This is a genomic window from Flavobacterium solisilvae (assembly GCF_012911605.1).
Taxonomy (GTDB): Bacteria; Bacteroidota; Bacteroidia; order Flavobacteriales; family Flavobacteriaceae; genus Flavobacterium; species Flavobacterium solisilvae.
Window position 1 is genome coordinate 1 of record NZ_JAAMPT010000184.1, and the last position, 17,126, is coordinate 17,126.

General features: G+C 32.8%; 16 protein-coding genes. 8 read left to right on the forward strand and 8 right to left on the reverse strand.

Annotated elements, in window-relative coordinates; all coding sequences use genetic code 11:
* Positions 1 to 260 precede the first annotated feature (260 nt).
* From G6042_RS01100 to G6042_RS01120, 5 genes are all read right to left on the reverse strand, one after another.
* The gene (locus G6042_RS01100; protein ID WP_169522422.1) at positions 261 to 635 is read right to left on the reverse strand and encodes a methylglyoxal synthase; all 375 of its coding nucleotides are present in this window, start codon (positions 633 to 635) and stop codon (positions 261 to 263) included.
* 86 nt (positions 636 to 721) lie between these two features.
* Positions 722 to 1,573 (reverse strand): BadF/BadG/BcrA/BcrD ATPase family protein, encoded by an 852-nt coding sequence (locus tag G6042_RS01105; protein ID WP_169522423.1) that lies wholly within the window; start codon positions 1,571 to 1,573, stop codon positions 722 to 724.
* A 68-nt stretch (positions 1,574 to 1,641) separates the two neighbouring features.
* The gene (gene gap / locus G6042_RS01110) at positions 1,642 to 2,652 is read right to left on the reverse strand and encodes a type I glyceraldehyde-3-phosphate dehydrogenase (RefSeq protein ID WP_169522424.1); all 1,011 of its coding nucleotides are present in this window, start codon (positions 2,650 to 2,652) and stop codon (positions 1,642 to 1,644) included.
* A gap of 79 nt (positions 2,653 to 2,731) precedes the next feature.
* Entirely contained in the window at positions 2,732 to 3,718 is a 987-nt protein-coding gene (gene pfkA / locus G6042_RS01115; RefSeq protein WP_169522425.1) for a 6-phosphofructokinase, read from the reverse strand.
* A gap of 130 nt (positions 3,719 to 3,848) precedes the next feature.
* Complete coding sequence (locus G6042_RS01120; protein WP_211161609.1) at positions 3,849 to 8,372, reverse strand: translocation/assembly module TamB domain-containing protein; 4,524 nt, start codon at positions 8,370 to 8,372, stop codon at positions 3,849 to 3,851.
* 99 nt (positions 8,373 to 8,471) lie between these two features.
* Between G6042_RS01120 and tsaD the strand changes: the two genes are divergently transcribed.
* The 5 genes from tsaD (at position 8,472) to G6042_RS01145 (ending at position 12,802) form a co-directional block, all read left to right on the forward strand.
* A complete protein-coding gene (gene tsaD, locus G6042_RS01125) occupies positions 8,472 to 9,494 on the forward strand; it encodes a tRNA (adenosine(37)-N6)-threonylcarbamoyltransferase complex transferase subunit TsaD (RefSeq protein WP_169522427.1) in 1,023 nt (340 codons plus the stop codon).
* A 51-nt stretch (positions 9,495 to 9,545) separates the two neighbouring features.
* A complete protein-coding gene (locus G6042_RS01130) occupies positions 9,546 to 10,253 on the forward strand; it encodes a 16S rRNA (uracil(1498)-N(3))-methyltransferase (protein WP_169522428.1) in 708 nt (235 codons plus the stop codon).
* A 12-nt stretch (positions 10,254 to 10,265) separates the two neighbouring features.
* The gene (locus G6042_RS01135; protein ID WP_169522429.1) at positions 10,266 to 10,904 is read left to right on the forward strand and encodes a DUF4159 domain-containing protein; all 639 of its coding nucleotides are present in this window, start codon (positions 10,266 to 10,268) and stop codon (positions 10,902 to 10,904) included.
* 35 nt (positions 10,905 to 10,939) lie between these two features.
* A complete protein-coding gene (locus G6042_RS01140) occupies positions 10,940 to 12,121 on the forward strand; it encodes a THUMP-like domain-containing protein (protein ID WP_169522430.1) in 1,182 nt (393 codons plus the stop codon).
* A gap of 114 nt (positions 12,122 to 12,235) precedes the next feature.
* Positions 12,236 to 12,802, forward strand: coding sequence for a hypothetical protein (locus G6042_RS01145; RefSeq protein ID WP_169522431.1), 567 nt, complete (start codon positions 12,236 to 12,238; stop codon positions 12,800 to 12,802).
* Here G6042_RS01145 and G6042_RS01150 read toward each other — a convergent pair.
* From G6042_RS01150 to G6042_RS01160, 3 genes are all read right to left on the reverse strand, one after another.
* On the reverse strand, positions 12,795 to 13,460 hold the full coding sequence (locus G6042_RS01150; protein WP_169522432.1) for a M15 family metallopeptidase: 666 nt from the start codon (positions 13,458 to 13,460) through the stop codon (positions 12,795 to 12,797). The two genes, G6042_RS01145 and G6042_RS01150, sit on opposite strands and share 8 nt — an antisense overlap.
* Positions 13,461 to 13,566: 106 nt before the next feature.
* The gene (locus G6042_RS01155) at positions 13,567 to 14,871 is read right to left on the reverse strand and encodes an NAD(P)/FAD-dependent oxidoreductase (protein ID WP_169522433.1); all 1,305 of its coding nucleotides are present in this window, start codon (positions 14,869 to 14,871) and stop codon (positions 13,567 to 13,569) included.
* A 6-nt stretch (positions 14,872 to 14,877) separates the two neighbouring features.
* Complete coding sequence (locus G6042_RS01160) at positions 14,878 to 15,198, reverse strand: rhodanese-like domain-containing protein (protein WP_169522434.1); 321 nt, start codon at positions 15,196 to 15,198, stop codon at positions 14,878 to 14,880.
* 169 nt (positions 15,199 to 15,367) lie between these two features.
* Here G6042_RS01160 and G6042_RS01165 point away from each other — a divergent pair, with 169 nt between their 5' ends.
* From G6042_RS01165 to G6042_RS01175, 3 genes are read left to right on the forward strand one after another with little or no spacing between them, the layout of a single operon-like run.
* Entirely contained in the window at positions 15,368 to 15,829 is a 462-nt protein-coding gene (locus G6042_RS01165; RefSeq protein WP_169522435.1) for a MarR family winged helix-turn-helix transcriptional regulator, read from the forward strand.
* Positions 15,830 to 15,837: 8 nt separating this feature from the next.
* The gene (locus G6042_RS01170; RefSeq protein ID WP_169522436.1) at positions 15,838 to 16,470 is read left to right on the forward strand and encodes an NAD(P)H-dependent oxidoreductase; all 633 of its coding nucleotides are present in this window, start codon (positions 15,838 to 15,840) and stop codon (positions 16,468 to 16,470) included.
* A 16-nt stretch (positions 16,471 to 16,486) separates the two neighbouring features.
* Positions 16,487 to 17,020, forward strand: a complete 534-nt coding sequence (locus tag G6042_RS01175) for a YceI family protein (RefSeq protein ID WP_169522437.1) — start codon at positions 16,487 to 16,489, stop codon at positions 17,018 to 17,020.
* Positions 17,021 to 17,126 lie beyond the last annotated feature (106 nt).

Genomic DNA, 17,126 nt, shown 5'->3' on the forward strand with positions numbered 1-17,126 from the left:
AGTAGTTTTTAATGAAAAATGGAAGTGGTCATTTTGCTCCGAAATTAGGTGGTCAATTTGAATTGGAATCAGGTGGTCACTTTAAATTGGAATTAGGTGGTCAATATCACTGGAATTTGCAGCCTTTGGAATAAAAACGAATAATAACAGCGATTTTTCAAAAAAAACATAAAAAACAATCCCTTCAAAAAAACAAAGCTTTTGAAGGGATTTAATAAAAGTTTCTTTTTTAAACTTTACAGGTTTAATAATTCTAGCAACTACTCCATCTCATCCAATCCCAACAATAGCAACTGCGCCGTAGCTTCATTGGTTGCTAATGGAATATTATGTACATCACAAATTCGGATAAGCATATTAATATCCGGTTCGTGTGGATGGCTTGAGTTTGGATCTTTAAAGAATAAAACCATTTTAGTTTTTCCTTCGGCTACGCGAGCGGCAATTTGGGCATCGCCACCAAGCGGACCAGAAAGCATTTTCTTTACTTTAATGCCTACGGCTTCTACCTTTCCTCCAGTAGTTCCTGTAGCAATTAGTTTTACATTTTCTTTTTGCAACAAGTGCTTGTTTTTATTGATAAACTGAACCATGTCAGCTTTTTTTCCGTCGTGTGCAATTATAGCTATTTCCATATGTCATGGCGAGGCTTGAAGCAATCTCGCTTATTAATTATGATGTAAAAATAAAAAAACCTGACGTAACGGTCAGGTTTTCTTAACTATTTATTTAAAATGTGATATGCAATCAATCCGTCGATTGGTCTTCGAAGTACATTACCAATTTTGATATTATATTTTGTTAGCACTACTTCCAATTCCTCTTTTAGATAAAACGCTATTGAACCTACAAAATGTACCGGAACTTCTTTGTAGTTTTCATATTGCATGATGTAGTTTTTCACAAACGATTTTAATTCCTTTTTGATGATTTTTTTGCAAAACTCATGGTCTTTGTGCTTGATGATAAATTTAGCAAACGTAGCCAAATAGGCATTTGGATTGTCTTCTTTGTAAAGATTTGCTTTTACTACATCAACATCTAAGTTATATTCGGTTCTAAATTCTTCTGCTAGTGTTTCAGGCATTTTATTAAAAAAGAAACCTCTTAATAAATGTCTTCCAAATCGGTTTCCAGAACCGTCATCCATGGCAATATAACCCAAGGATTGAACTTTTTGATGCAATTCTTTTCCATCAAAGAAACTACAGTTTGAACCAGTTCCAAGAATACAAACTATGGCTTGTTCATCTTTTGGCGTGGTAGCATAAACTGCAGCAAAGGTATCTTCGTGAACTTCAACTATTGCATTTCTAAAATAACCTTGAAATACAGCCGTTAAAAATTTCTTCATTCGCTCTGTTCCACAACCTGCGCCGTAAAAAAATACGTGAGTAGCTTTGTCTTTGTTGTGTTCTATATCAAAACGATCATTTAATCGTTCAATCACGGCATCTATATCGAGCACTTCGGGATTTAAACCTAATGATTGTGTGGTAAATAATACTTTTCCGTTATCGTCAATTGCTATCCAATCAGCTTTGGTTGAACCGCTGTCTACTAATAATTTCATGCGTTTTGGGTTAGTTTTTAAAAATACAAAATCCCGATTTTACTCCAATCGGGATTTTGTAAATATAATTATTTTACGTTAGCAATATGAACCGCTAAATCAATTAATTTGCTTGAATATCCATACTCGTTATCATACCAAGAAACTAATTTGAAGAAAGTAGAATTTAATCCAATTCCGGCTTTAGCATCAATAATAGAAGTTCTTGAGTCGCCTACGAAATCTTGAGAAACTACATCATCTTCAGTATAACCTAAAATTCCTTTCATTTCATTTTCTGATGCTTTTTTCAATACTGCCATGATCTCTTCGTATGAAGTTTCTTTAGCAACTTTTACTGTCATATCAACTACAGAAACATCCACAGTTGGTACACGGAAAGACATTCCTGTTAGTTTTCCGTTTAACGCAGGAATAACTTTTCCAACTGCTTTTGCTGCTCCGGTTGACGATGGAATAATATTTACACTAGCCGCACGACCACCACGCCAGTCTTTTCTTGACGGACCATCAGCAGTCATTTGAGTTGAAGTAGTAGCGTGAACTGTAGTCATTAAAGCTTCTACAATTCCAAAGTTATCGTGAATTACTTTTGCCAATGGAGCCAAACAGTTTGTTGTACAAGAAGCATTAGAAACCACTGTATCTGTTGGTTTTACTTCGTTATGGTTTACTCCCATTACAAACATTGGAGCATCAGCCGATGGCGCAGAAATGATTACTTTTTTTGCTCCACCTTCAATATGAGCTTTAGCAGTTTCTACAGTAGTAAAAAATCCTGTACATTCTGCAACGATATCTACGTCAACATCTTTATCATCCCATTGGATTAATTTTGGATCACGTTCAGCTGTAACACGAATAAATTTATCGTTTACATATAGTTTTCCTTCTTTAACTTCTACTTTTCCATTAAAACGTCCGTGAACTGAATCATATTTTAACAAGTAAGCCAAATGATCTACATCTAATAAATCGTTGATAGCAACAACTTCTACATTATCTCTATTCATTGTTTCTCTGAAAACAATTCTTCCAATTCTTCCGAAACCGTTTATTCCTAATTTTACTTTAGACATTTTATTTTAAATTTTATTTTATTTGTTTTTATTAAATTTTCAAATTCTATTGAATTTGATATTGACTTTTGAATTTGAATTACGTTGACATAATATCAGAAACTCTAAGCAATTCCATATCAATTGGATAATGACCTTTAATTGCTTGTTCCAATGGCGTTAAGGTTACTTCATCTTGAAGAATTCCTACCATGAAATTTGATTTTCCTTCTAATAAAGATTCGACTGCTTTAACACCTAATCGTGAAGCTAAAACTCTATCAAAACAAGATGGCGAACCACCGCGTTGCATGTGTCCAAGAACTGAAACACGAATGTCATATTCTGGTAAATGTTGCTCGATATAATCTTTTAGTTCAAAAACGTTTTTACCCATTTTATCACCTTCAGCTACTACAACAATACTTGATGATTTTCCTGAAGCTTTACTCTTTTGAAGTGATTCTAGTAATCTATCCAATCCTAAATCTTCTTCTGGGATTAGAATTTCTTCTGCTCCAGCGCCAATTCCTGCGTTTAATGCAATATGACCTGCATCTCTTCCCATAACTTCTACAAAGAAAAGTCGGTTGTGAGAACTGGCTGTATCACGAATTTTATCGATGCAATCCACAACAGTATTTAACGCAGTATCATATCCTAATGTATGACTTGTTCCATAAATATCGTTGTCAATCGTTCCGGGAATTCCCATTACTGGAAAACCAAATTCTTCGTTAAACACTTCGGCACCAGTAAAAGAACCATCACCACCGATAACCACCAAAGCATCAACACCAGCAGCAACAAGATTTTTGTGAGCCGTTTGTCTTCCTTCTTTAGTCTTAAATTCTTTGGAACGAGCCGATTTTAAAATAGTTCCACCTTTATTAACGATATTGTTAACACTTCTTGGTCCCATTTCTTTGAAATCGCCTTCTATCATTCCTTGATAACCTCTATAAATTCCAACGCATTCTACGTTGTGAAAAGCACAAGTTCTTACTACAGAACGAATGGCTGCATTCATTCCTGGTGCATCTCCACCTGAGGTAAGTACACCTATTTTTTTTATCGTTTTCGACATTTTTTTAACTTTAAAATGTAAATTTAGCAAACAAGTACCATTATCTTACCCCTATTATTAATAATTTAATAATCTTGGTAAAATTCAAACGTTTTCGTTGATAAGTTTTTGATTTATTAGAAAACAGGCATTAATCCTCTTTACTAGGAACGCCTTCTTTGTTGGAATTTGGTTTAGTTTCCGATGGTGTTTTCTTGTCTTGTTTTGGAGGTGTATTAAAACGGAAGTTATCTGGGAGAGAAGAATCTTCTATTTCAGTTTGAGTTGGCAAAGCTGTTTTTAATTTTTTATTTTTAAACACTTTGGCTACCAATTCTTTAAAAGTATCAAAATCTACTTGATACGAAATACCCAAACCTTGAGTATAACCAACACCTTGACCGATGTAAGTCACGTCATTTTCTCTATTGAATACTCTAAGATTTAAACTTCCGTCATCGTTTACTCTATACTGAAGTTCAACATTGCCAACAACAGCCGCCGATTCGTTAACGCTACTTCCAACTGGAACACCAACTCTTCCATTTATAGTTATACGATCATTTACTTTTGAAGAAAGCGATAATCCAATTTGTCCATCTGTTTCAGAACCTGGCCTATTATCTGCTCCAACATAATCGGGAGAAATAGTCAGCTTTCCATCAGAAGTGGCAAAAATATCAGCAAAAAGACTTCTTGCTTTTTCGAATAAAAGATTGGTAGGTTGCGATTGACTTAATCCTTCGGAGCTTAAAAATGAATTGGAAGAAAGTAATGATAACGCTTGTGTTTGTCGTGTATCTTTATCGTCTAATTTATATTGTAATTCAGAACGCAAGGTTGAAGCTACGTTTGGAAATTCGATATTAAAATCGGGTTCAGGATTCATCAAGCTTCCTTTAATTCCAATTATAACTTCTACATCTACTTTCTTGTTAAACGATGGATTATCAATTAAAACAGCTGGATTTGCAGTAGTTTTATAAACAGCTTCTAGATTTAATGTTGCCGCCATTGGATCGCCATTCCAAACAATCGAACCATATTTTTTTACTTCAAATTTTTTATCCAATAATCCTCCATATTTAAAGTTGTAATAACCATCCCATACCTGAAAATCGCCATACATGTTGAACTTTCCAAGTGTATTGATTTCAAACATAAGCGTTCCTCTTCCGTTTCCTTTCATTCCATGACCGGAGTCTCTATTAAGTATAACTTCAATATCGGCATTCGGAAGTATATCAAAATTGAACTCAAGTTCTAATCCGCCATAGTTTCGTTCTTCTTTTGACTTGTTGTTCTTAGCTTCATCAGGAGTTTTAAAACGGATGAAACCATTTTCTTCTGAAGCATAAGAATCGTTAATAGGAATTTTTATATCGGTTCCTTCTTCCGATTCGGCATTAACCGAAATAACCAATGCTTCCGTTGGTCCTTTTATTGACGCTGAACCATTCATAAATGCTGTTCCAAAATAAGCCGCATCTTCGTGATCAACAGTATTTAAAGCCAAAAGTCGTTTGGTATCGATGCCTAAATCCAATTCCCAATCACCAAATTGCTTGTGCTTGATAAATCCGCTAATCGAACCTTTTGTATTGAATTTAGTATCAGTAATATCCGTTTCTCTAATGATGAATTTATTTTCGGTAACGTCAACAATTGTTCGGTCTTCAAAAACATAATCTACATTTAGATACGGAATAGTTATTCCTGCTTCATTAACAAATAATCTTCCGTTATAATCTAAATCATCAATATTTCCATCAATTCGAGCATTTCCAGAAGCCAATCCACGAATGTTTGTAATGACATCGCCGCCAATTTTTCCTAAAACACCTAAATTAAACTTATCAAACTTTAAATCAACATCAAGTAACGTTTTCTTGTCAATAATTTCCAACGAACCATCGGCATTAAACGAATCTACGTTTTCATTTTCAAGCGATGATGAAAGGTAGAATTTCTGCAAACTTTCGTCGCCTTTAATGTCTAAATCTAAATTTCCTAATTCAATATTATTGACGAATAAATCTTCTATCAACAACGATGATGTAGGCTGAAATACTTCACCATCTTGCTTAAAATCTACTACTCCATTGAGCTTTCCGTCAAACTTAAATTTGTCAACATCGGGCGTAACTTTATTTAAATTGACATTATCAAAGGTAAGTTTGAAGTCTTTTTTCAACTTTCCGCTGAGTAATCCGTTTAGATTAATTTTTTCGCCTTCATGTGATGCGGTAATGTTTTCAAAAGAGAAATTTTGAAGATTCTTATCAAATACAATTTTGTTTTCGCCTTTATCTTCTTCATTTATATACCAAAGATAATCCTTGAATTGCACTTCGGATTTATCAAAACCAACTACGTTTTTATTGTCTTTATTTATCGTATGGTAAACGTTCAAATTATAAAAATCATTGCCATGGTTTCCACCTTTAAATTCGGTTCTAAAATTTAAAGTATCGTTAACCATTGTGTTAATCAAACTAAAATCACGGATTTTATAATACTTCGTTTTAATACTATCCAGCTGAACATACGATTTGTAAAGCGGATTTCGATTATCAATTTGTAGCAATAAATTATCAAAAGTATTGTCGTAAGCTTTGATTTGTGGCGAAGTAAAATCGAGTTTAAAATCGTCGGAATCAGAGCTTATATTTCCTTTGAGTTTAGTGTTAGTTGCCAACGAAATTTCGGGATAGAAAATCTCAACTACTTTACTATAAATATCAAAGTCAAAATTTAGATATTGACCTTTTTGAACTTTATTCGGAATGTAATTGGTATATAACGAACCCAGTGAATTTTCCACCATTTTTGGCAATTGCGCAAACTGATATTTACCCACAATTTTTCCTTCAACCGCATCAGGCGAAGAAACTAAAATAGTTCGCTCATTACTTTGGTCAAAACTTGAATTGATGTTTAAATAATCAACAAAATAAAGGTCTTTTTTATTTTGATAAGAAGCATTGGTCAGCGTAACATCGCCTTTAAAATTATCCAAATTATTTCCTACCGCTTGAATATCGATTTCGCCTTTAAAAACGGCAACACTATCATTAATAATTCTAAGTTTTTCAAGATTTGCAAAATCTATTTTAGCCTTAAAATCAATTACTTTTTCTCTTTTACTTAAATCAATATTTCCATCAAAATCCATGTAAAGATTTGGATCATTTACAAATACTTTTCCTTTAAAAATTGGTTGTTTGAAATATCCATCAACAATAATATTTCTATACGTATAACCGTTGTATGCTATTCGATTTACATCGCCAACAAAGGTTGTATTGAGTAATTTTTGAGTAAATCCTTTTCCGTCAACATCGATGTTCATTGTCACGCGACCAACATCTTTTTGGTTAAAAATCGTACCAACATCAAAGTTGTCTAGGATTACATTTCCTTTGTATTTTGCATTGTCAATATTGTCGATATTTTCCATGTGCAAATCGGATTCTATTAATCCTAATGCAGTATTCATGACAAAATCGGCATTAATGTAAGTTTGTGTAACTTCTGTTTTTCCGGTAAACTGAAATTGTCCCAGTTTCTTTAACGAAGTTGGGAGTTTTTTACCCAAAACATTAGGCAAAAGTGTGGTCAAATCATCATAATTGGACGTGATTTTTTTGAAATCACCATCCATATAAAATTCGCCCGGACTTCTTGGAAACAGATTTTTAAAGTTAACATCACCACGAATAATCGAGTTTTTATCATCTCTTAAATTCAAATTGGTTGCATAAAAATCATTCAAAGTTCCTTTCACTTTTGACTTTAGTGCAAACGTTCTGTTTTTGCCCAATTCAGCATAAAAATAACGAATATCATTGGTCGATAAAGTAGAACTATCAATTTCAACATCAAAAATTACTTTGTTGTTAAAATTGCTAAAATCCTTTCGATTATAACTTAAAATTGTTTTTCCTTTTAAGAAAGAATTCTTGGTTTTAACCGATAAATTTTCAAGTTTGATATTTTTCTTCGTATATGTGAAATCCGAAATTAAATTTTCTACAAACAAACCTCGATGATCTTGAAAAGACATTTCTTTAATGGCTGCATACACATTTGGACCTTTGATTTTAAAATTCTCCAAATGTGCGTTTAGTTTAGTAAAATCAACATCTTTTGGATTTTCTCTATTATAATCGGTCATCGCAAAACGGCTGTTTCGCAACGTAAGATTATCAGCTTTCAACAAAAATTTTCCTGAACTTGGTTTTCCATCATCAAAAGCGTCTATGAATAAATCAAGATTTGTATGAGGTTCTTTTTTATAATTTTTAATATTCAGGAATAAACCATCGGCAGCCAAATCACCAAAAATCAATTTGTTGTTCAATATGTTTTTAACGCCAAGAATATTCGTTTTTACACGATCAATAAATATCAAAGTATCTTTGTGATGATCTCGAATGAAGACTTTTTTAAGTTTTACACCGCCAAAAACGGTAACCGCAACTTCTTCAATATTAATATCGGTTCCATAGGATTTATTGATTTCGTCGGTAGCATATCGAGCAATTTTCGTTTGAACAAAAGGCGTAGAAAGCGCAATGCTCAATAAAAGCAATAGCAATAACAGCACAACAATTGTGCGAAGAAAAATCTTTTTGAATTTTTTAAACCTGTTATTTTCTTTATTTTTTTCCAAATAATTCGATGGCTTAGGAAAGAAATTTACCTTTGCAGAAAATACTATTTTTGATTTTTCCGTAGGATTGTCAAATATAAATCAAAATCTGTGCCTTTTATGCAACAAAATGAAGTTTTTATTTTAGCTATCGAAAGTTCGTGTGACGATACTGCTGCGGCTGTTTTACAAAACGACAAAGTGCTTTCTAATGTGGTTGCACGACAAAATATCCATGAAGAATATGGTGGCGTTGTTCCTGAGTTAGCTTCACGTGCGCATCAACAAAATATCGTTCCAGTGATTGATGTTGCGCTAAAAAAAGCCAATATTACCAAAGAACAGCTTTCTGGAATAGCTTTCACGCAAGGTCCAGGATTGATGGGTTCATTATTAGTTGGTTCATCTTTTGCCAAATCCTTATCGATGGCGTTGAATATTCCGTTGATAGCTGTAAATCATATGCATGCTCATATTTTGGCACATTTTATTGACGAAGAAGGATTTGATAAACCAACTTTTCCTTTTTTAGCATTGACTATTTCTGGCGGACATACACAAATCGTGAAAGTGAACGACTTTTTCAACATGGAAATCATTGGCGAAACGACCGATGATGCTGTTGGTGAAGCATTTGACAAAACCGCAAAAATACTAGGTTTACCTTATCCTGGCGGACCATTAATTGACCAATTTGCTAAGGAAGGAAATCCAAAAAAATATCCGTTTACTAAACCCAAAGTTGACGGTTTGAACTTTAGTTTTTCGGGTTTAAAAACACAGATTTTATATTTTGTCCAAAAAAATGTAGCCGAAAATCCAAATTTTGTAGAAGAAAACAAACACGACATTTGTGCTTCGGTTCAACAGATTATCATCGATATTTTGATGGATAAACTGAAACTTGCTGTTGCCGAAACCGGAATTACTCAAATTGCAATTGGCGGTGGAGTTTCTGCCAATTCTGGCATTAGAGAAACGCTAAAAAATGCCGAAGGAAAATACGGTTGGAAAACTTTTATTCCTAAATTTGAATACACAACGGATAATGCCGCCATGATTGGAATTGTAGGTTATCAAAAGTTTTTACACGATAAATTTGTCGATCAATCAACGGTTTCCAAAGCAAGAATTGAGTTTTAATCTTGTGTTTTTTTAACTAAAAACTGTCAACCGATAACTGTCAACTGAAAAATGCAACTATTCTACAATCCAAATATAACCGAAACCGCAACTTCTTTTGTTTTTGACAAAGAAGAAAGCAAACATATCGTTAAAGTTTTACGAAAAAAAGAAGGCGATATTTTATACGTAACCAATGGTTTTGGCTACTTATTTACTTCAGAAATTACGATTGCTTCGGATAGTAAATGCACTGTAAAAATCAACTCATTTGAAAAACAGGAAACTCCAAAATTTCAGTTGCATCTTGCCGTTGCGCCAACAAAAATGAACGAACGCTACGAATGGTTTCTTGAAAAAGCTACCGAAATCGGCATTCAAGAAATTACACCAATTATCTGCGAACATTCCGAAAGAAAAGTGATTAAAACCGATAGATTTCAGAAGATTTTGGAAAGCGCAATGAAACAGTCTCTGCATTATTATCTTCCAAAGTTAAATGAACCAATTGCTTTTAAAGATTTTATCAAAAAAAATTTTCATGGTCAAAAATTCATCGCACATTGTGAAGAAACCGATAAAAAATCTTTGAAAAACGAATTAGAAAATGGCAGAGATGTTACTATTTTAATTGGTCCAGAAGGTGATTTTTCTGTTAAAGAAATCCAATTAGCGATAGAAAATTCATTTATTCCTGTATCTTTGGGAAACACGAGATTACGAACAGAAACTGCTGCTGTTGTTGCATGTCATTCGGTTGTTTTTGCTAATGAAAGTTAGATTTAAAAATTTATGAAGAAAATACAATTCCTTTTATTACTGATTACTTCAATTGGTTTTTCCCAAGAAATCGCACTTTTAAAATACAATGGAGGTGGCGATTGGTATGCTAATCCAACGTCTTTACCTAATTTGATTAAGTATTCCAATCAAACGATAAATACAAAAATCAGAACAAAACCAGCAACCGTTGAACCTGGAAGTCCTGATATTTTTGGCTATCCGTTTGTGCACATGACTGGTCATGGAAATGTAGTTTTTAGCGATGCCGAAATTGTAAACCTGAAAAACTATTTGCTTTCTGGCGGATTTCTTCACGTTGATGATAATTACGGCATGGACGAATATATTCGCAGAGAAATAAAACGTATTTTTCCTAACAATCAATTAGTTGAAATTCCTGCAAATCACGCTATTTTCCAAAAACCAAATGTTTTTTCAGGCGGTTTGCCAAAAATTCACGAACACGATAATAAACGTCCGCAAGCTTTTGGTATCTTTGAAGGTAATAGATTGGTACTACTTTACACCTATGAAACTGATTTAGGTGATGGTTGGGAAGATGCCGAAGTACATAACAACCCAAAAGAAGTGAGAGAAAAAGCACTAAAAATGGGCGCTAATATTTTGAATTATATTTTTAATAATTAAAATCAAGTTCTTTACCAATTAATAAAAATATTCCATTGGATTTTACCATTTTAGAAATAAAAATTCAACAATTTATTGATAATCATATCAATACTGATGTATCCAAAGTAGCATTGCAAAAAAATCCTTTTCCTGAAACGGATTGGGCGCTTATTTTACAACAATTAGCCGCCAAACAAAAAGCTAAATCCAAACTTCCAACTTGGTTTGAAACTCCTACTATTTTGTATCCAAGTAAAATCTCAGTGGAGCAAACTTCTTCCGAAAAAACGGCTGAATATAAAGCTTCTTTGGTTTTTGGAGAAAGTTTAATCGATTTAACTGGAGGTTTTGGTGTAGATGATTTTTATTTTTCCAAAACGCTAAACAACGTAGTTCATTGTGAAATTAACACCGAATTATCTGAAATTGTTTCACATAATTTTGAGCAATTGAAAGTCAAAAACGTAAAGTGTTTTGCCGATGATAGTTCTGAAGTTTTACAGAAATTAAATCAAAAATTTGATTGGATTTATATTGATCCGTCAAGACGAAATGATGCCAAAGGAAAAGTTTTTATGCTAAAAGATTGTTTGCCCAATGTTCCTGAATTGCTGGATTTTTACTTTAGTTTCTCGGATAACATCATGATAAAAACAGCTCCGATTTTGGATATTTCCTCAGGAATTTCAGAACTAAAAAATATTGCCCAAATTCACATTGTTGCGTTAGAAAACGAAGTAAAAGAATTGCTTTTTATTCTGAATAAAAACCACAAATCAACGATTGAAATAAAAACCATTAATTTACTGAAAAACAAACAAGAAACATTTCAATTTCAGTTAAATTCAGAAGTAAAAAACACGAATTATTCTGTTCCAAAAAAGTATCTTTTTGAACCCAATGCTGCCATCATGAAATCGGGCGGTTTTGATGAAATTGCAATACAATTTGGATTAGAAAAACTACATCAACATTCACACCTTTATACTTCAAATGAAATAATGGATTTTCCTGGCAGAGTTTTTGAAATTAAAAACACATTGGATTACAACAAAGCGAATATGAAGTCGTTTTTAGAAAATCAAAAAGCGAATATTACCACTCGAAATTTTCCAGAAACCGTAGAAAATATTCGAAAGAAATGGAAAATAAAAGATGGTGGAAATTTGTATTCTTTTTTTACAACCGATATGACAAATTCGAAAATTGTAGTACTTTGCGAGAAATTAAAATAAACGCAGATTTTATTTAAAACACAAATTACACGAATTATCACAAATTAATTTTAATACATTTAATTTTCACAAATTATAACAGATTAATTAATATCTGAACAGTAAACAAAAACCATGAAAAAGATTTTTTTAGCACTTATTATACTTACTTCGTTTAACACTTTTGCCCAAAAACCTTGTGAAATTGACCGTGAATTTACAGATAGCCTAGGAAGTTATAAATCATTAAAACAGCAACTCGTTTTTGAGAGAAGTTTTGCAGGAAATTCGAATAGAATATACTTTACGTTATCTACAAACAACGGTATTTTATCATTGGAAACTGAAATGTTACAACAAAGTAATGAGTTTATTAAAGCAAATTGCTTTGATAAAAATTCTAAAATTTACCTTCAATTAAATAATGGTAAAATCGTAACGCTACGTTACAACGGTCATGAAACTTGTGGTACTTTACTAAGAAGTGAAGATGGAAAAAACAACCGCATCACTACTGCTACTTTCCTATTTACCAAAGAAAATTTTGAAGACTTAAAAACTTCAAAAGTTACTTTCATGAGAATACTTTATGGAACAGAAACCTTAGATTATCCATTCAAAACTTCACTAGTTTCGGTATTAGACAATAAAACTTACGAACCGGAGAATTATTTTATTGACTATTTAAAATGCTTTAATTAACGCATTTCCATTTAAGGTTTTCTACTTTGTCGGCTTTGCTTCCGTTTAAATTGTAATGCCACCACTCGGAATCAAAGGAAGAAAAATTATTTTGTAGCATTATTTCTTTTAGAAATTTTCGGTTTTGAATAATCGTATCGTTAAAATTCAGATAATTATGCGATGCTTCTTCGCCAAAAAAATCAAATTTGGTTCCCATATCGAGTTCAACTCCAAGCGAGTCAACTAACGTTATGTCAACTGCGCCACCTTTATTGTGAATAGATCCTTTTTTGGGATTGGCAACATAGTTAGCATCAGGAACGATTTTCCACATTTTTCGCTGAATGGCTCGCGGTCGATAACAATCATATAATTTGATTTTAAAACCTTTTTCGATAAATGATTTATTCGCAGCCAATAATGATTTAACAGTTTTCACACGAAGAAAACATTCGTCACAAGGATATACTTTTTCTTTAAGAAAATTATCGGCTGTGGCATATTTCATATCATAAACGAAATCATTGCTATAATTCTTCAGGTTTACGAATTTATTTTCATCAGTTTCGGTAGTAATATCTAAAAGCGATTCTGATTTGGTTGAATCAAGATACGATTTGCAGGAAAAGAATATTCCCGAAATCATTAGCAGAAAAAGTATTTTTTTAGATTTCATTAAAAACAAATTAACTGTTGATTTTTGAACCATATAAGGCATTTAAGTTCATATAAAAAAAGAAAAACATCAAACTTACATGTTCTTAAATGTCTTATATGGTAATTTAAATTTCATCCGAAGTAAAAGTCGTAAAACTTCTCTTTTTAAATGGACGAACAATTAAACGACCTTCGCGATCAAAACGAATGTAATTGTAAATCCAATTCATGAAAACAACAGCTTTATTTTTGAAACCAATTAGCGAAAACAAATGCACAAACATCCAAACTACCCAAGCGAAAAATCCGTTAAAATGGTATTTTGGCAAATCAACAACGGCTTTGTTTCTACCAATGGTTGCCATCGAACCTTTGTCGTTATACTCAAATGGCTTCATAGGTTTATTTTGAGACAATCGTTTGAAATTTTCCCCTAATAAATCACCTTGCTGAATGGCAGGTTGCGCCATCATTGGATGACCTTGCGGAAATTTCTCGGTTTCCATCGAAGCAATATCGCCAATGGCAAAAATATTTTCATAACCGTTTACCTGATTAAATTGATTTACGCGAATGCGTTCTACTCGTTCTACCAAAGCTTTGGCATCCAGTCCGTGAACTGTAGCACCTTGAACACCAGCTGTCCAAATCACGGTAGCGGAATCAAAACTTAAATCAGAATTGGTGGAAATTATTCTTCCATCATAATTAGTTACACGAACATTTTTCCAAACTTTTACGCCTAAATCAACTAGAAATTTCTCGGCAGCAATGGATGATTTTTCACTCATCGTGTTCAAAACTCTGTCGCCACTTTGAATTAAATTGATTTGCATTTGGGAAATATCCAAATCGGGATAATCTTTTTGCAGAATTTCCTTTTTCATTTCAGCCAAAGCTCCAGCAAGTTCAACACCAGTTGGTCCAGCGCCAACTAGCACAAAGTTCATCAACGCGTTTCTATCGGTTTCCTCTTTCGTTAAAACCGCTTGTTCAAAATTCTCGAGAATAAAACTTCTGATATTCAACGATTGTGGGATGGTTTTCATTGACATAGCGTTGCGCTCAATTTCTTTATTGCCAAAATAATTGGTTTTAGAACCTGTAGCAATGACTAAATAATCATAATGCAAATCGCCAATTTCAGAAATTATCTTTTGGTTTTCAGTATCAATATCTTTCACCGAAGTCAATCGGAAATAAAAATCGTCGCAACCTTGAATTACTTTTCGAATAGGATAAGCAATCGAACCTGCTTCCAAACCGCCAGTTGCTACTTGATACAACAACGGTTGAAACGTATGATAGTTATGCTTATCAAGCAAAACCACTTGATAATTGGTATTTTTAAGCTTTTTTGCCAAAGCAATACCAGCAAAACCACCGCCAATAATAACAATTCGAGGTTTTTTTGAAACAGAAATATTCATTTTGAATTATTTTTCTTCAGGAAAAGCAACTTCGCCTTTCCATTGCATAAATCCACCTTCGAGGTTAAACGTGTTTTCAAAACCTAGTTGGTTCATCACAGCACAAGCTTGAGCGCTTCTTCCGCCAGCTTTGCAATACACATAATAATTTTTGGATTTGTCTAATTCTTCTATTTGATAAATAAAACCTTGACCTTTATAAATATCAATCATTATAGCATTGGGAATAATGCCTTCGTTGCATTCGTCTTCGGTTCTAACGTCAAGAATTACAGCATTTGTATCGGCTTCTAATTGGGAAATCCAATCATTTTGAGATAAATTCATAGTACTTATTTTAGTGTAACAAAGATACATTTTTTAATCATTTGAAACCGATTGAATGCTACTACTCTTTTCAGTTAAAATTTTTTTTTAACAAAAAAATAACACAACAATTGTATATACAAATAAAAAAGTCTTTACATTTGTACCTACAAATATCGATAGTACAAATATGAAAATCGAAGACGTAATTAAATCAACCGTAAATATTGACGATAGCAAAAAAATTATCCTCAATATTATATACACACAAAGTGTAATTGGCGAGAAATTTGCAGAAGTTTTAAAACCATATGAATTATCTAGTGAACAATATAACGTTTTGAGAATTCTTAGAGGTCAAAAAGGAAATCCAGCCAACATGTGTGTGATACAAGAGCGAATGATTGCAAAAAACAGCAACACTACTCGATTGATTGATAAATTACTTTTGAAAGATTTAGTTACTAGAGAAGTTTGTCCCGATAATCGTCGAAAAATTGAAGTACAAATTACACCAAAAGGATTAGAACTGTTGTCAGAATTAGATCCAAAAGTAATTGAACATGAAAAACTATTTTCCAACAATTTAACTCAAGAAGAATTATCGCAATTAAACCATTTATTAGAAAAATTTAGAACCTTAAATAATTAAAAATAGCTATGAGCAACTTTATAAACGACGCTAAATGGCGTTATGCAACCAAAAAATTTGATGCAACCAAAAAAGTATCAACTGAGGATTTTGAAATTCTAAAAGAAGCTATCCAACTTTCAGCTTCCTCTTATGGATTACAACCTTACAAGGTATTTATCATTGAAAATCCTGAAATTAGAGCAAAAATTCAACCAGCAGCTTGGGGACAAACTCAAATTGTTGATGCTTCACACCTACTTGTTTTTGCTAATATTACCAATTTTGGTGATGCCGAAATTGATGCTTACATCAAAAATCTTTCAGAAACTAGAGGAATTCCTGTTGAAAGCGTTCAAGGTTATGCCGATTTCATGAAATCAAAAATAACTACACTTCCAGAAGAAGCTAGAAATGTTTGGACAGCGAAACAAACGTATTTAGCATTAGGAAACCTGTTAAACGCAGCGGCTGAATTAAAAATAGACGTTACCCCAATGGAAGGTTTTGAACCTGCAGCAGTAAACGAAATTCTTGGTTTTGACCAACTAGGATTAAATGCTAGTTTAATTGCTACAATTGGTTATCGTCATGAAGAAGACGCTACTCAACACTACGCAAAAGTGCGTAAATCAAACGAAGAACTTTTTATCAATTTATAAATCTAAAACAATTATTATGAGAAATTTAAAAACTATTGCATTAGCATTATTAGTAGCTTTTGGAACAACTGTAGCTACAGCACAAAACAAAAAAATCAACGTTGAGAAAAGTAAAATCAACTGGGTTGGAAAAAAACTAACTGGTGAACACAGTGGAACAATCAACTTTAAAGAAGGAACTTTAGTTTTCGTTAAAAACAAATTAAAAGGCGGAAGCTTTACTGTTGACATGAACTCTATCAACACTACTGACTTAACAGGTGATTACAAGAAAAACCTTGACGGACATTTAAAAGCTGATGATTTCTTTGGTGTAGAAAAACATCCAACTGCAAAATTAGATTTCAAATTGATTTCAGATAATGGCGATGGAACTTATAATGTAACTGCCGATTTGACTATCAAAGGAATTACTAAACCAGTTACTTTTGTAATTGCAGTTAAAGGAAAAACAGCTACGGCTAACTTCAGTGTTGACAGAACAAAATATGACATCAAATACAAATCAAAGAACTTCTTTGAAAACCTTGGTGATAACGTCAGGTTGTGAAAAAACTCCATTTTCAATACAAATTCACCTAGTTAAAAGCTTATAAATTGGTTTTAAGCCAAGGTATATTTTGAAGTAGTTTGATTTGTTCCCAAAATGATACGAA

What these genes read in the sequence shown, in the direction of transcription:
- G6042_RS01100 (WP_169522422.1), bottom strand. Translation starts at nt 635, where the DNA reads ATGGAAATAGCTATAATTGCACACGACGGAAAAAAAGCTGACATGGTT.
- G6042_RS01105 (WP_169522423.1), bottom strand. Translation starts at nt 1,573, where the DNA reads ATGAAATTATTAGTAGACAGCGGTTCAACCAAAGCTGATTGGATAGCA.
- gap (WP_169522424.1), bottom strand. Translation starts at nt 2,652, where the DNA reads ATGTCTAAAGTAAAATTAGGAATAAACGGTTTCGGAAGAATTGGAAGA.
- pfkA (WP_169522425.1), bottom strand. Translation starts at nt 3,718, where the DNA reads ATGTCGAAAACGATAAAAAAAATAGGTGTACTTACCTCAGGTGGAGAT.
- tsaD (WP_169522427.1), top strand. Translation starts at nt 8,472, where the DNA reads ATGCAACAAAATGAAGTTTTTATTTTAGCTATCGAAAGTTCGTGTGAC.
- G6042_RS01130 (WP_169522428.1), top strand. Translation starts at nt 9,546, where the DNA reads ATGCAACTATTCTACAATCCAAATATAACCGAAACCGCAACTTCTTTT.
- G6042_RS01135 (WP_169522429.1), top strand. Translation starts at nt 10,266, where the DNA reads ATGAAGAAAATACAATTCCTTTTATTACTGATTACTTCAATTGGTTTT.
- G6042_RS01145 (WP_169522431.1), top strand. Translation starts at nt 12,236, where the DNA reads ATGAAAAAGATTTTTTTAGCACTTATTATACTTACTTCGTTTAACACT.
- G6042_RS01150 (WP_169522432.1), bottom strand. Translation starts at nt 13,460, where the DNA reads ATGAAATCTAAAAAAATACTTTTTCTGCTAATGATTTCGGGAATATTC.
- G6042_RS01155 (WP_169522433.1), bottom strand. Translation starts at nt 14,871, where the DNA reads ATGAATATTTCTGTTTCAAAAAAACCTCGAATTGTTATTATTGGCGGT.
- G6042_RS01160 (WP_169522434.1), bottom strand. Translation starts at nt 15,198, where the DNA reads ATGAATTTATCTCAAAATGATTGGATTTCCCAATTAGAAGCCGATACA.
- G6042_RS01165 (WP_169522435.1), top strand. Translation starts at nt 15,368, where the DNA reads ATGAAAATCGAAGACGTAATTAAATCAACCGTAAATATTGACGATAGC.
- G6042_RS01170 (WP_169522436.1), top strand. Translation starts at nt 15,838, where the DNA reads ATGAGCAACTTTATAAACGACGCTAAATGGCGTTATGCAACCAAAAAA.
- G6042_RS01175 (WP_169522437.1), top strand. Translation starts at nt 16,487, where the DNA reads ATGAGAAATTTAAAAACTATTGCATTAGCATTATTAGTAGCTTTTGGA.